Genomic DNA, 16165 nt, shown 5'->3' on the forward strand with positions numbered 1-16165 from the left:
CGCAGGGCAAAAGTTAATTATCTCACGCAGTAAGGTTCGTGACAAGCTTTTTTTTGTTAGGTTATTTGCGAGGTTGAATGTATAGAACCAATTTTCAGGGAAAATATATACAGGAATCCACTTTAAGGAAAGGCGGTGCTCCAACCCATGAATCATCAGTCTTCACAACCAGAGCATTCCTCAGACAAATCAGCTGAGACATTAACGGATCGACAAGGTCATCCGATCACGGACAATCAGAATGTACGAACCGTTGGCAGCCGCGGACCGACTACGCTGGAAAACTATCATTTTCTCGAGAAAATCACGCATTTTGACCGCGAACGTATTCCAGAACGGGTGGTTCATGCCCGCGGCGCTGGCGCTCATGGCGTATTTGAAGCGTATGGAACGGCCGGAGATGAACCGGTATCGAAGTACACACGTGCACGTCTGTTTCAGGAAAAAGGCAAACAAACTCCCGTATTTGTGCGCTTCTCCACCGTTATTCACGGCGGGCACTCACCGGAGACCCTTCGGGACCCGCGCGGGTTTGCTGTAAAATTCTATACCGAAGACGGCAACTGGGATCTGGTGGGTAACAATCTGAAAATCTTTTTCATTCGCGACCCGCTCAAATTCCCGGACATGGTACACGCCTTTAAGCCCGACCCTCTGACCAATGCACAGGATATGGAACGGTTTTTCGATTTTGTCTCGTTAAGTCCTGAAGCTACCCATATGGTGACATTCCTCTTCTCTCCATGGGGCATTCCGGCGAATTATCGGCAGATGCAAGGCTCAGGTGTCAATACATATAAATGGGTCAATCAGGAAGGCAAGGGCGTACTTATCAAATATCACTGGGAACCGCTCAATCAAGGGATACGCAACCTGCTGCAAAAAGACGCGAGCAAGATTCAGGGACAGAATTTCAATCATGCGACGTTGGATCTGTATCACGCCATTGAACAAGGGGACTATCCCGAATGGGAGCTGTGCGTTCAAGTGATGGAAGACGGCGAGCATCCGGAGTTGGACTTCGACCCGCTGGATCCGACCAAGTTGTGGCCGCAGGAGCAGTTTCCTTTTCTACCTGTGGGCAAAATGACGCTGAATCGTAATCCCGAAGATTATTTCAATGAAGTGGAGCAAGCTGCGTTCGGTACGGGCGTTCTGGTGGACGGGCTCGATTTCTCAGATGACAAACTGCTGCAAGGGCGCACCTTCTCCTATTCGGATACCCAGCGTCACCGGGTGGGTGCGAACTATCTGCAATTGCCTGTAAATGCACCGAAGAATCGGGTTGCGACGAATCAAAGCGGCGGGCAGATGCAGTATCAGGTGGATCGTGCACCAGGTCAGAATCCGCATGTAAATTACGAGCCTTCGTCGCTCGGTGGGCTTAAAGAAGCGACCCCACGTGGCAAGGATCATGAACCACTGGTGGAAGGCCGACTTGTCCGCGAGAAGATTGAGCGCACCAATGACTTTGGACAAGCGGGTGATACGTACCGGGCGTTCGAGGATTGGGAACGGGATGAGCTGATCAGCAACATGGTCGGCGCATTGGCACAATGCAAACCGGATATCCGGGAGCGTATGATCTCTTACTTCACCCAGGCCGATGCGGATTACGGTCGGCGCGTCTCCGAAGGACTATCCTCTGTGCCAACCGATGATAGTTTGACGGTCCAACCGAAACATGAACCAAGTGTCGAGCAAGCAGAGAAACGCAGTCGTGAGACGGACGGATATTAAAGCAGCTGGACAGCGTTTAGACTGACAAGTCTGACACTGTTAGTACATTCGAGTATTTTGAGTAAGCAGATTACGTTCTGAATTAAACATAGCCCTGATCTTCAAGTTGCCAGTTGCAGCTGCTATCAGGGCTTTTTCATGACTAGCTTGAGTGTAATCTCCACTTCAGGATGCATGCTGCTATTTATTTTAAATTAAATGAAGTTCATATGAGTGGATCAAAGGTAAGACTTGTGCTCTGGGGATGGAAAAGCGTACTTCTCTACGTTCATTTCAGATGATCCTTCGTTAAATGAGAGCTATCACCCAATGGAAAGATTACATAAACCCCGTGAGATTACAGGCATTGGAAGCTTGCAGGCCTGACCTGCCTGCATGTACCTCCATCTGATCAGATGATTATTGATGATAACACTTACAACATTTACCATAAAGCTGTGTCCTAGAGATTGCATCTAACCAGCCGGCATGACCTATCTCATGGGTAAAGGTCTGGTACACGGCTACCACATGATCTTCATTCTATTCCCAATTAACCAAGGAGGTTTGCGTAATGAAATTATTCCCATCTACATCCACTCATGCATCTGTACGATCCGAACGTTCTCTGAAATCGAAAATGGCCCAGATCTGTCTGAGTGCCGCGTTCCCTCTATTATTGATTGGTGGTGGATCGGCCGGTGCTGAGGAACTGATCGAGAGCAGTTTGCAAAATCCCTCTGAATCGGTGGCGACTTCGAATATCGCGCTTGCTGCGGGTGATCTGTATGTGTCTCCTGGCGGCTCGGCCAGCAATCCGGGAACACTGAACAGCCCTACGTCACTTTCTAACGCATTGACCCAGATTGCACCGGGTAAAACGATCTATCTACGCGGCGGAACCTACAGTTTCTCCGAAACCATTACCATCGAGCGTGGCAATAGCGGTACATCCGGACAACGTAAAAATCTGGTGGCATATGGATCGGAAAAACCTGTCTTTGATTTCTCCGCTCAAGCTTTCGCGTCCACTAATCGCGGACTGCAAATGTTCGGAGACTATTGGCTCGTCAAAGGACTTGAGGTTAAGGGGGCAGGCGACAACGGGATCTTCATCGGGGGCAGCTATAACCGCCTGGAACAGATCGAAGCTCATCATAACCGGGATACGGGTATTCAAATGGGACGTTATGCTTCCACCGCAGCGAAGAGTGAGTGGCCAGCCTATAACGAAGTCATTCACTCTTACTCCCATGACAACTACGACCCGGATAATGGAGAAGATGCGGACGGCTTTGCCGCAAAACTGACTGTTGGCCCCGGCAACCTTTTCGACGGCTGTATCGCCGCGTATAATGTGGACGATGGCTGGGATCTGTACAGCAAGACAGACACGGGTGCCATTGGTGCAGTAACCATTCGTAACAGCATTGCGTACAACAATGGGCAAACTTCGGACGGAACATCAACCTCGGATAGCGATGGTAACGGCTTCAAGCTCGGAGGCGAGAAAATCGCCGTGAATCACATTGTGGAGAACAGTATTGCCTTTAATAACAAAAAGCATGGCTTCACCTACAACAGCAATCCCGGTTCGATCCAGATGAAAAACAACACCTCCTGGAACAATGGACAAAGCAACTTTGCCTTCGATATAGGCACCCATATCTTCACCAACAACCTGTCTTTCCAAGGCGGTGCCAGTGACAAAACAAGCGGAACCGACGTCAGCAACACCAACGTCTGGTGGAAGAACAAAAAAAGCGAGAACGCCAAAGGCCTGCTCGCCAGCGCAGCCGACTTTGTCTCCCTCGCGCCTTCTGTAACGCGTAGCGCGGACGGAACGCCTGTCTTGGGCAATTTCCTGAAGCTAGCCGGTGGCAGTGATCTGGTTGGATCCGGTACGCCATCGGGTACGAATATTGGTGCGCGGTAGGTGGTAGTTAGTAAAATAATAGAGTAATTAAAAGCAAAGTCCCCTTCCCCATTCCGCCTAAGCGGTGGTAATGGAGAAGGGGATTTTTGAATTGCTGTGTATTGTTTGCTGGCTTTAGGTTGAAAGATACTACTCACGCTCACGTTTTGCCTAATATCTCAATGATGAGTCTGCCACCTGTGCGAAAACCTTGCTCGAATGCCGCTTCCACATACATCGACGTGGATTGACCAATCAAGTCTATCAGTTGCTCCAAAGCATCGTATTCACTCTCTGTAAGCTGTGTTTTGTATTCCCGCATCAGGTCTGATATCTGGCGATTGATCTCCTGATACTCTTCTTGCTCAGGATGAATTGACTCGTCCAACCGCAGGTTTCCGTGAAACAAATCCTCAATCAGGTTTGACGTGTTATCCTTCATGGTAATCTCACCTCAGGGAAATTGTACACCAAGGGATGAGATCAAATGGGAATTTAGCGGGGAATCCGCTAAGATTAGCACTATTTTACATTATCAATTAGTCAAATTTATTAAATGTGAGATAACAACGCGAATCCGAAAAAAAATTATTAATGTATTCAAACAATTTTAAGGTATTCCTGTATTGGTCCCATTTTAGTTTTCTTAGAAAAAAACATAAACTCTTCCCCCTCACTTGCAGTAGCAATTGAACAGTTAAGATAATATTTCGTGTGTTCATGTTTTTTATAAAGTTGCTCAATTTCATTAGCCACATCATAAGTTAAGATCCAATACCGGTTTTTCATTGTATAATTAATTTTTTTGGCTAATGTTCAGTGACATTATAGTTGGTGTCTGAAAAACCAAGTAAAATCAAGGGATTTCTAATTTTCATTCTTTTTTTAATTTTCAATATAGTTGGTATCTAAGAAAAGCACAGTAAATTCACAATGACATTAATGTTGGTATCTTGTTTTTACATTTAAGTTAGTATCAGTTGGCTTGAATCACAATATAACTACAAATTGAACACCAGTCTACTTCAAAAAATCAATAAGGTTCCTCAACATTTGAATATCATGCACATTAAAGTTCTGGTACCCACCGCATATCCTGAAAGATTTCGAGCGTAATCCGCTTTGGTAGCATATCCTTAATTATAGACTCCAATATTTCTTGCTCCCTCAGATGTCTTTACCACCTAAGGTAATTATTCCATGCTCCAAACCGGTAATCTGGCCATTCTTACAAGTCCATTAAATATTCCTATATTTTCGTTTATGCTAAACCCATGTTGGATTCCCCTTAAAAACCGTTAGCATAATTGATTACATTTCAAGAAAATACATAGACTAATTTCTTTTTCTTCAACTGTTAAACTTTAATCTAATTATAACATTCCAAACTCTTGGGAAATATCGCGGGTAAGCTTGGCTAGTGGGCGCATACTGAGCTCACCCTCAGCAACATAGTTAGCTGTCAAAAATCGAGTGACATCTTCACGGCTATGGAAGATGTGCGGGAATTGCATATATAAAGAATAAATATAGTCCTCCTTATACGCTTGCTCCTTTGCAATTAATTCTACTACGTAATCCTTGTGTGTGTTATATAATTCAACAATTCTCAAATCTCGCAAATTCCGTGTTGCCTTACGAATAAATGTTCCGTCCCCCTTAACAAGACCTTTATTGAACAAAACAGAAATGTTGAAATCGAGGTCTTGATCAGACTGTGACCATAATCCCAAATAATCTTTTTTTTCTTTTGCTGTAGGAAACTGAACTGTGAACTTCACCTTATCTCCAAACCCTTCCTCGTAAGGGCTGAGATGTGTCTTACTGGTGAAATTTGTCGTATATTTAATATCTGCATTGCATGTGCTGCAACTGGGGATCAAATTATAAAAAGATACAGAAAAATAAGGATGCTGCGATTTACTATAGAAATGGTCGAACTGCGCTTTGGTTCCTCGTCGATCTTGATCTGGAGCTAAAACTGTCGTATAGTTGCGATTGCAATAAGGGCATACGCAAATTTTCAACTGGTTCAATAAATAATATGGGCCCCAGTCGGGATCATTCCCTTTAGCCAGAAACTTGGAGTAGTTGAATATCGAGTTGAACGCTTTTATAAAATCAAACGCGCTGTTTAGGATATCATATTGTTCCTTAAGGTTCTGATGTTCACTCGTGTCGCCTGTACGCATCGTTTCAACCAAAAGCTTCTCGATCGCCAACTTCATTTTTTCAATTTTCTTCTTCCCTGTATCCGTATCAATCTTATATTCAAATATCTCCCGAATTTGATTCAGTTCCGGATTTAACGAAATCGTATCCAGTTCATACTGCAATTGCTCAGGATCTCCAATAAGGATATTCTTTCTCCGGTTATACAGGTGTTGAAAAAACGCCCGAAACTTAGGATGAATAAAATGGGTCGCGCAATGCTCAAGCTCCGACTCGAAAAGGCCCTTTACAAAAAACTCCTCGTAATGTCTTTCAGCAAGTTGATTTAATCTAGGATGTGTTATTCCGATCATGGCCGCGGTCCCTCTAACTCTTTCAATCTTTTCCTAATATTGTCCATCTCAGCCTTTAGCGTTTGGACTTCATCATGCACTTGACGATCAAAGAACAACATGCGATCTTTCATCATTGTCAGGAGTTTATTTCTAATTAGCGGCTCTCCGATAATATGGATAGTTTTCTCAATAAATTCTCTTTGCGCGATCAATTCCTCGTTACTCCCATTCACAATCAAATGAATGACTTGATTAATCTTCTCCTTTGCGAACTCTCCCATCGTACCATTCTGCATGAAAAAAGAATGTGTAAACAGATGGTGTATGTTTGAAGCAAAGGTTTGCTGTTGCTCGTCAAGCCCTTGCTCAACAACCTGGCAAACATGCTTCCCTTGATGATCTTGGTACTTCCTCTGCAAAAAAATAATGTTAGTGCTTGGCAGATCGGATACAACAAATGGAGAATTAGAAGTGAGCACGATTTGGATATTAACACACTCTCCCCATAATCGTGGAAGCATCTCAACTAATCGAGAAATCAACTGTTTTTGCCATTGAGGATGAAAATAAAGCTCGGGTTCGTCCATGAGAATGATAGCGTTACGTCTTAGTCGTCGCCCATTCTCTTCCCCCCTACTTAGCTCATACATTCTTGCAAACAAATGAAGCATCGACTTCTCACCGGAACTTAAATCTTGCCAATTATAAGAAAAAACATCTTGAGTATTTGACAACCTTTGGAATAATTCCGTCAAATTATCTAGCACATGTACAGCAATACTAGTTCTTACTAGCAGTTGGCGGAATACCGTACGCCCAATCCCATCTTTAATGTATTCATCAATATATATGCTTATTAAATCAAAAGCAGTTAACTTGTTTTCAATAATATCAAGTTGTTCACTGGTTAATTGAGTCTTATATTCCAAATAAAGCTTTATTTCAACTGCTAATCGATGCACGTGATTAATAGGAGAGCCATTGCTAGGAGTCATCATTAATCTTATATAACTAGTATCGATAATTGCTCCCGGGACTGCCCGATAAATTTCAGAGATAAATATTTTTATCAAGACATTCGCCAGATTATTCATAAATCTTTGTGGATCTTCAGCTTCCAGCCCATCAAAAGAGATAGTTCTGCAATACTCGTTGATGAAGTCCACTACATCTGGAGGAACCATTTTTTTATCAAATACTGGATCTGTGAATGACAACGTTAACTCTTCTGGCATCCGATTAATAAAATGCATCATTTCCTCCGATAGTGAAGTGTCCATCCATCGATTCTTTTCCTGAAGAAAATGAATTTGTCTCTTAATCTCGCACAGACGATGAACTGCGACACTATTATTTGAGTAATGGAATTTCAAAGCATCAGTGCGTAAAAGATAATTCGTAGAAATGTTCAGTAGCAACCGATTTTCTGGCTCATTAGTTCTGTAGTCAAATAAATTGGAATAAAATACTATAGCCATGTCTTGAAAGATTAGATTTCCAATGCTCGAAGTATCTGTGAATTTATATTCCTCTGGATCTCCATACTCAAATCCCTCTAAATTACTGATTCGAAGTGGTAACCCCCGTTTGTGAACAATGACATGTTTTTTCTTACGTGCATCATATGCTATGATCAGCGCCGAATACGAGCCCCTTCGAATTGTCAACCATTCCTTCAAAAACTCAAGCATTGTCGTTTTTCCAGCACCATTTTCCCCTACTATTGCTGTAATATTTGAAATAAATGTATTTTTTTGTTGCGAGTGATTAAAAAAGCTTAATTGATAGAAAGGATTCTCTTTGATGGTCAGTAACCCACCCTTAGAATCATTATAGTGAAAATGATATTTCCCACCAAAATTAATGCCTTGATGTTGAATGAGGCCACGATAATCTTGTATCCAGATGTAGCATATTTCCACTCATTGTACCTCCATTTTCGCAAATATGTATCGTTCATCACCTACATCAACACCATTGCATCTGTTTCCTATAATTATGTCTATGAATGGTTTGAGTCTGTCGCCGTACTTAGGAAAGGGGAAGAATTGTCTAGTGATATGTGATATAACTTTCAGAAAACCATAGTCTATTCAGCGATTATCAACATCCAGTTAAGCTTTTTTAGTGATCATGTGATTACTGCCCTCGAATTCATAGTCCTGAGTGAGAAGGCTTCATATTGATGGTTTAATAACTTTAATAACATTCAAAGACTATTATTGCTAAACCTAGGTTTTAAGCAAGTATTCGTTTAAAGACCAGAAAAAATCCCTACAAACGATTGGAAAGAAGACAAAGGTAACCGTGATTGTCACGGCTACCCTTTTACTATTGAACATATTCCTGTTCTTTTCACTTTAATTATTCATAATCTAGTCTTTTTCTTGTTCAGTAAACATAGGGTAGTTATTATACTTAGTATAATTTGACAATCTCCTTTCAACCATATGATCCAGATGCGGATTCAATTTTTCAATGATGTATCTTGCAATAAGCTCTAGGAAAATATTTACATCATTAATGTGTTTATAATTTTTTGCATAGTCATATCTTGCGTTTCTTCTGCCACCACCACCGTGTGCTGATGCGTTTCTTCCAGTACCATAAATAATGTCCCCAATGTTTTTATTTTGGAGAAAAGAATGAGTGCTCCACTCTTCTTTAATCTTCTTTGCTTCCTCTTTTAACTTAGTGATGAAATTAACATACTTCGCTTTTCTTTTCCTAATAATCTCTTGTTCACTTCCATTTACGTATGTTCCAAAGTCGACATAATAAAGCGGAATAAATCTATGAGTCATGATTTCGGTTGCGTAGTAATTAAGAGCATCTTCTGGTCGATAGTTTGAAGGAGTCATTAGTGGTTTGTAATGTTTAACCGTTCCATATTCAAACACCCGAAAAAGGAACACACATCTTGGAAGTGATTCAAATTGCTTTAAAGAGGCATGGTAGAGCTCGAAAACCATTTCGTGGTCAGAATCCTCAAAACACACCATGTCATAATCTTTATTTTGCTTTAGTATCGGGAATTCTAGATAGAAAGGTTCCTTTTTTTTGCTGTCAAAGAAGTTCTTCTTTCTTAGTCTTAGCATGTCTAACAGGTCAAATTGTTCATATAGTTCAGCAAGTTTTCTATTGAAATCATAGTTTTCTGTAAAATAGAAAGAAGGATGACCATTAAAAAAGGCAAGTATATTTAATACAGTATTCTTAGTATCTTCCGAAGTATTCTCATTATAAAAAGTGGAATGACTATGAGTATCCGTCGATGAAATGAAGACATCTTTATACATAATTAAATCGTTCCTATGTTTCAAAACTTTGGAACCAACATATGTACTAAAAGTATTGATGTACTCCATTGGATAATACTCTAACTTAAACAACTCCTGATTTGATTCCTTAATACTCTGTTTGAGTTTTGCAATCATAAAAATTGTTAAGTTTTCTTCCAAGGATTTATCAAAATCAAAATTCTTGAAATTTTTCAAAGTCCTATATAGGTACTCCTTGTTACCGTTTAGTGTATTTGAATAGAGTATCTTTACTGTTCCATGACTTAAATTTCTAAGTAGTCGTTTATACATCTTTCTTGAAGACGAGTAAATTTTTTTATACTTCTCAACAAATAGTTCCTTCTCCTCATACGTTTTACAAGTGTATCTTATCTGATTTAGCTCAATGACAAGTTCTTTATACCCTTTAAGTTCAAAATAAGACAACTTGATTGGTACATGTAAAAAATTCGAATCATACACATCAATAATGTATTCGTCAATTGAATCCTCAATTTCCTTGATCTTACTTTCTAAATCCAAAATATAAATCCTCCCACTCCAATCTCTTTTATTCTTCATTTCACTAAACCGAAGGTTATTGTCAATGGAAATCCGTTGTCATTACTAACGAAGTACCTTCCAAATGCGGACCCTTAATACCAAGTTGTTCAACAATCTCAATTGTCTTATTTAGCGGTAGAAGTAGCCAATGCTCACAGATATCACTTACCACATTTGACTACTTACTTATACTACGAAGGAATTACAATATGATTTCTCCATAAATACAAAATCGTTCATTTAATTCATTCATTAAATAATCATAGGCTTCTTGAGAAATCCTAATGTGAGAGCGCCTAAAATGCATACTTTGCAAAGTCCGCTGACTGACAACTCTACGTTTTCTCAACGAGGGGAATATTGCCTTACCCAAATTATTATAAACATCAATTAATCGAATACCGTATTTGATTGGTGCACTAATTACCTTGCCGCTTGTAAACTCTACATAGTACGGAAACCGATATTTCCAGGGGTAATCTTTAAGGTCACTATTGTCTACTACATTCTTTATCTTAAATCCATTTGTCTTAGCATATCCAACAATCATAGGGGTAGGCTTATTCTGTTCATCATAACTCACAATAGTTAAGAAAAGGGTATCCTCACTTTGTATGCTGCCAGGTTTTCGTGGAAAATACGTAATATTCAAATTACGTCTACGTTCACCTTTCATTTGCTTATAATTATAATCATTAGGAATACGATCTTCCCCAGTACCTTCAAACTTTAACCAATAACCAGTTTCCTCATCAGAATTATTTGTCTTCTCAAAGATCGATTCAAACAACTCAGGATGCACCATTTTTTTTAGAACTGTACCTCTTTTTGAAATATTAGAGTAAGTGACATTTCTGTTTCGTTGATTAGCAGCTAGATGAGGAACATACTTCTTTTCTTCATCAATCCATTCTTGGGTGACAACCCCATTACCATCTAATTGAATCTGATCTAACAAATCATAGAAGTATTCATTTACTTTTTCAGATATTTCAGGCTCGTCATCCATTATGAAACAGACTTCGTGGTTAGACATAAAACCACCTTGTGTAAAATTCGCTGAACCTATAATAACGGAGTGGGCATCAAACGAGTAAAGCTTGGAATGTAAATCAATTAAAGCATAAATTTTCGCTTTTGCATGGAGTAAGCGTTCTAATCCGTAAATGCTGCTAACTCTCTCTACAAAATCCTCTCTATAAAATCTAGTAATAATGTTGCAACTAATGGTTGGATTCAATGTTAGCCAATCTGCCAATAGGTTAGCAGTTTGTGTTCCAATGAATGGGGAAATAATATTTAATTCATTCTCAGTTTCATCTAATAACCCTTTAAAACGATCCAATAAATCATTAGATACTAGACTTACGGCCATTAGTACCTCCTCTAAAATTAAAAACTTGTTATAATGATGCATCATTAAGTTCTAGTAACTTGGCTCTAGAAATTGGTTCTTCAGCGGGAATGATTAGTACATTGTCTGTTTCTGCATTTTCACTAACTTGTTGCTTTATAAGCGGACCTTTTTCGCTATATCCTTCATACTCAATTACCGCAATATCTTGATTCCTAAATTTTTTCAACATCATTTGGTAAAAATTATGATCATGTGTTGAAATAATAAACTGCTTATCATACTTTTCCATAAATAAACGAACTAAATCAATTAGTGATAAAACATTAACCTCATCCATACTTTGGATTGGATCATCCATTCCCATAAGTTGTAGACTAGACCACTGTTGATGTAAGCCCATTGCCATAAAAAAAGACAGTGCTATCGAGTTAATTTGTGCTGAACTGAATATATATGTGGCATTTGCCTGTGTTTGGTTTTCAATATATCCAGTTAATACCATTATAAGCAGTCTATAGGATCTATGCCTATATTCTTTATTAAAATCAATACTGTTATATACTGGATGTGAGTTAATCCGAGAGAAGATTTTCTGAATGGTATCGAATAGTTCAGAAATCATCTTTTCATTTAATTTGTCAACAGCCGGTTTAACATTGTTAATTAGATCTTTGATAGTATCTTGGTCTTCATGAACTTTTTTCTTAAGTTGGTCTAAATATTCTAAGTGATTATGTTGCACTCGCATTTCTTCTTGACGTGTCTTTAATAATAATTCTTCTTTAGCATTTTCTATTGCAGTTATTGACTTAAGAATTACTGTTTCTAGATAAATCAGCTTCTCTTTTTCACTCTGTACATTTTTCGAAACGTCCTGAATAAAATCCTCTACTTCCTTAACATCCCACTGTTTAGCCTGTAAAGGTGCACCCGCGAGCAATAGCTTGCTTATAAATGATTCAACAAAACCTTGATTTTCTAAAATAATCCCTTCAGTTTTTTCAATTTCTTGGGGCAAATCAGCTTTTTCCTCTGCTGTTAACTCTAATAAATTCCTTTCCAATTGTTGTTCTAGCTGAATTAACTTTTCCTTTTTCTTTTCTACAGTTTCATTCAAACCAATTCTCAATAAATCCGCATTATACTCCTGAATGAAGTTATTCCTCAACTCTATTTGAGCACTTAAATTCTGTATTTCTTTCTCCATTTTTAACATATGTTCTTTCTTATTCTGACATTCTTCTTCAGCACTTTTCAGAATCGTTCTAATCTCTAAATAGGATTTCTCAACATTCAATTTCAATTCATTTAATTTAATTCCCTCTTTTTCAAACTTATCTTTCATTTCTTTAATTTTTTGCTCCAGTAAAGGTAATTCATTGTGAATTTTGGCTTGTTCCAATTGAATTCGTTGTTGTAATTGTGGCTTGTTGATCCCTTCTGTTCCACAAGCAGGGCAACTATTTATCTCCTCTTCTACGGATAGATAATCAGACAAACTACTTAGGAAATTTTTATATTTCTGATCTATACCATGTAAGGCTAAAGCGGATTCTTCTAAAAATTTCAACGAGCTCATCGTACTAGCATGGATACTCGATACATCTACAATAGAAGACTGAGTCACTCTAATAACTTCCAAGAGCTCCGATGTTTTAGATTTCCATATAAAATTCTCATGTTCAATTTGGACATCTTTGATTAAATCATATTTATTGTTCCTTAAATTTTCTATGCACTCTGTAACTATTTTAATGAAGTTGTCAGATATGTGAACTGAAGCTTTAATTGTTTCGATTGCCTGTTTAGTACTGTTAATTTCTATGTTCTTATCTCTAATGAAAATAAGGGACTCCTCATACTGGTTGTTGCGATTGTTCAAAATAGTAACCAAATTAAGCATATTGTAAGCATTACGATGATTTTTTAATTTTTCTAATCTCCCCAACCCAATGTTTAATTTCTCCAAATCAGCTTTCCACTTCAATTTGATTTCTTCTATATCTTTAATACGCCGTTCCCTATTTTCTAAATCATATCTTTTTTGTTTTAACGACTCTTTTTCTTTCCTAATTAATGGAATTAGGGCATTCCAATCTTCTTTTTCAAATAGGTTGTCAGGAGCTAAGAAATTGTCCTTATATTCGCTAAGAGCAATGCTCAGAATCTTTTGATTTGGATCAGAAACTTTTTTAATTAGTTCATAAATCGCCGCTTTCAATTCGTTCTTCTTTCGAGTACCTTCACTAATCTGACCTTCTATTTGATTAACCCGATTATTTACTTTTTTTAGTAGTTCATTATATGAATCTTTATATTTCAAAAAGTGCTCGGTCCCAAATAGTAACGAAACAGAATCGTATCTATCACCATCTTTCATTCCTCGAAGAAATTCATTTAATTTCTCTTGTCCCAAAATATGAGTGAGGTGTAGTCCCCGGGAAACTTCAACTTTTTCAATCCAAGCTGGTTTTACTAATAATCCTTTTAACAAATGCTCCGCATCGGCATCTATAAAATTTGTTATACCATTAATAGGGGTTGGCAAGTGAAGCTCCAATTTATGTTTTCCATAATCCGTTATATCTTGAGCTCTTGCAGTACATGTTCTCTTTACTTTAAAAATCCCCCCTGTAGAGCCAATAAGTTCTAATTCCACATACGCCTCTTTTAACAGACTTGTATGCATATTTCTAATAAATCGGGTCCTATTTCTCTCATCAGTAGCTTGATTAAATCTATGTATTTCTCCTGAAAGCACCCATTCAATAGCATCAAATACTGATGTTTTCCCATGCCCATTTGGTCCATACAGTAATATTACCTTCGCATCATTAAAACGAAAAATAGTTTCATCAGAAAATCCCCGAAACCCACATATTTTCAATGATCTTATCTTCAATTTATATCATCCTTTTTTATTGAATTGAAAAAATCAATCAATTGATCACCACTTAATTTAGAATTAAAAAATTCCTGAGGTAACTTACTTAATGTTGATTTCTGCAGACACTCCCGAAGTTCTTCAAAAAATTCGTTATCATTAAATATGAGCAATTCTTTGTTACTAGTTAAATCAAGTACAAAAGGAACTTTACTTATATAGGGATCATCTTTTTTGGTAATAACAATTTTCCTGAAATAGCGCCTATCATTCTCGATCAACTTTCTGTATGAAGTGTCAATTTGATTTTGTGTACAAATAACCATAAGATAAATATCCCATTTAAGCATATGGAGCTCTTTGATCAAACGACTTTGTAATTTAACAGCTAATTCATCAGCAGCTTTTTCCCAGTTTTCTCTTAGTTCCTCTTCCGTTTCAAACTGAACCAGGCCGTAAATTTGCTCCGATGAAGCGTAAACTGTATCAAGATAGTTAAAATCAAGCTGATCTAGTTCTATAAATCCATTTCCCTCGAAAAATTCAACAAGCTCTTCAATCAATTTTGTTCATCTCCCTAATATGAAACTCTAATTCTTCTGGGTTAGTTACATGATTATACAAAGTTCTAATACAGTCACCGCACAGCACCTTTGTTCCATCTAAACTTTTATAGTTGTTCTCTTCTAATCCCTTAAAATATCCTTGCTCGTTAACTTTAGTAAAATCAATCAAGATATCCTCAAAAGAAAACTCATTTTGGCACCTCTTGCATAAATTAGTTTTCTTGCTTTTACTACAATTATCTAGTATTAAAGGAAAAGGGAACATAGATTCGCCACGACGAAGCTCTCTTTTTCCTGTTGCTGTCGCTTCCTTTTTTCGAAAAAGGCCTAATAAAAGTTCAGGCATTTTTGCATTCCTTTTTGTTGAGAAAATAAGATATGCAAATATCTCTTCATTTTCATCTAAACTTAAATTTGCATTAATATCATTGTGAATAAAACTTATATCTCTATATCCACATCTCAAGATGGTCAATATCTCCAGTAATTGCTCTATACCTGAAACATTACTCAAGACCTCAAACGGGTGTCTATAGCTTTGAAAGAATGCCCGAAGTTTCTCATTATCTGTTTTCATAATACTCTCTATTGAACGAATTAAGCTCTCCATTAAAATAGAATGAGTTTCTGGTGGGAAGTCTTCAATTAATGCCATAACTATTTCTTTTTCCGAATCATAATTACTCTTAAAGATGGTCTCTCCATCAACAAAATTGGCACTCGAACTTTCTATTTTACCGTAACCTATATCTAGAATATTAACGGATATATTCAATGATCTTAATATTGGCAGACAGCGATTAATTGAAGTAGCCCCAATCATCCCTCCACCAGATGCCTTATCTTTCATAACCCCCACTATCCCACCGTTAACTACAATAGGTGATCCTGATGCCCCACGAGTTATAAACTTAGGATCCGTTATCTTAGGAATTTCACAAGCCAAATCTAAATCAAAGTCACATTCCTCTCTTTCATCAAACACTTGCAATATGGTTCCATGAAAGGGTTGCCCTCTGTCTTTTTGAGTAAATGGGAATCCAAAGGCTTCCCATTTCTCATTTAACTCAAGCCTTTCTATACTTATTGGTAATGTTGGAGAATAGGCTCCCCCTTCAGGTAACGACAAAATTGCAAAATCCGCCCCTACATCAGGCTCATTTGGAAAAATAACTGTCGCTTGTATCTCAGCGTTATCTTCAAACATAATAAACACCGGTTCTAATTCATTGGGATCTAAATTATCTTCAATAACATGTCTAGCTGTAATCAATGTAGTTTCATTTACTAGAAATCCTGTTCCATTCTCATCACCACAACGTACTTTAGCAATAGATTTAAAGTCAATTTGATTCACTGTTGCTCCCCCTAA

Annotated in this window: 10 protein-coding genes; 2 read left to right on the top strand and 8 right to left on the bottom strand. The window is 38.0% G+C overall.

Features of this window, described 5'->3' with window-relative positions; translation table 11 throughout:
- The first annotated feature begins 147 nt into the window (after positions 1-147).
- Positions 148-1740, top strand: coding sequence for a catalase (locus FS628_RS13930; RefSeq protein ID WP_145322739.1), 1593 nt, complete (start codon positions 148-150; stop codon positions 1738-1740).
- A gap of 553 nt (positions 1741-2293) precedes the next feature.
- Complete coding sequence (locus FS628_RS13935) at positions 2294-3655, top strand: right-handed parallel beta-helix repeat-containing protein (RefSeq protein ID WP_145322741.1); 1362 nt, start codon at positions 2294-2296, stop codon at positions 3653-3655.
- A 139-nt stretch (positions 3656-3794) separates the two neighbouring features.
- Here FS628_RS13935 and FS628_RS13940 read toward each other — a convergent pair whose 3' ends face one another.
- The 8 genes from FS628_RS13940 to FS628_RS13975 form a co-directional block, all read right to left on the bottom strand.
- On the bottom strand, positions 3795-4076 hold the full coding sequence (locus FS628_RS13940; protein WP_145322743.1) for a DUF6809 family protein: 282 nt from the start codon (positions 4074-4076) through the stop codon (positions 3795-3797).
- A 931-nt stretch (positions 4077-5007) separates the two neighbouring features.
- Positions 5008-6159 (bottom strand): hypothetical protein, encoded by a 1152-nt coding sequence (locus tag FS628_RS13945; RefSeq protein ID WP_145322745.1) that lies wholly within the window; start codon positions 6157-6159, stop codon positions 5008-5010.
- Entirely contained in the window at positions 6156-8063 is a 1908-nt protein-coding gene (locus FS628_RS13950; RefSeq protein WP_145322747.1) for an AAA family ATPase, read from the bottom strand. Before FS628_RS13950 ends, FS628_RS13945 begins: the two co-directional genes overlap by 4 nt.
- A gap of 453 nt (positions 8064-8516) precedes the next feature.
- Positions 8517-9965: a hypothetical protein gene (locus FS628_RS13955; RefSeq protein ID WP_145322749.1), complete on the bottom strand. Its 1449-nt coding sequence runs from the start codon at positions 9963-9965 to the stop codon at positions 8517-8519.
- A gap of 223 nt (positions 9966-10188) precedes the next feature.
- Entirely contained in the window at positions 10189-11361 is a 1173-nt protein-coding gene (locus tag FS628_RS13960; protein ID WP_186327816.1) for a phospholipase D family protein, read from the bottom strand.
- Positions 11362-11389: 28 nt separating this feature from the next.
- Positions 11390-14245: an AAA family ATPase gene (locus FS628_RS13965; protein ID WP_145322753.1), complete on the bottom strand. Its 2856-nt coding sequence runs from the start codon at positions 14243-14245 to the stop codon at positions 11390-11392.
- A complete protein-coding gene (locus tag FS628_RS13970; RefSeq protein WP_127545557.1) occupies positions 14242-14790 on the bottom strand; it encodes an ABC-three component system middle component 1 in 549 nt (182 codons plus the stop codon). Before FS628_RS13970 ends, FS628_RS13965 begins: the two co-directional genes overlap by 4 nt.
- On the bottom strand, positions 14783-16150 hold the full coding sequence (locus tag FS628_RS13975) for an ABC-three component system protein (RefSeq protein ID WP_145322755.1): 1368 nt from the start codon (positions 16148-16150) through the stop codon (positions 14783-14785). Before FS628_RS13975 ends, FS628_RS13970 begins: the two co-directional genes overlap by 8 nt.
- Positions 16151-16165 lie beyond the last annotated feature (15 nt).

It is taken from the genome of Paenibacillus xylanexedens, assembly GCF_007676705.1.
Lineage (GTDB): Bacteria > Bacillota > Bacilli > Paenibacillales > Paenibacillaceae > Paenibacillus > Paenibacillus xylanexedens_C.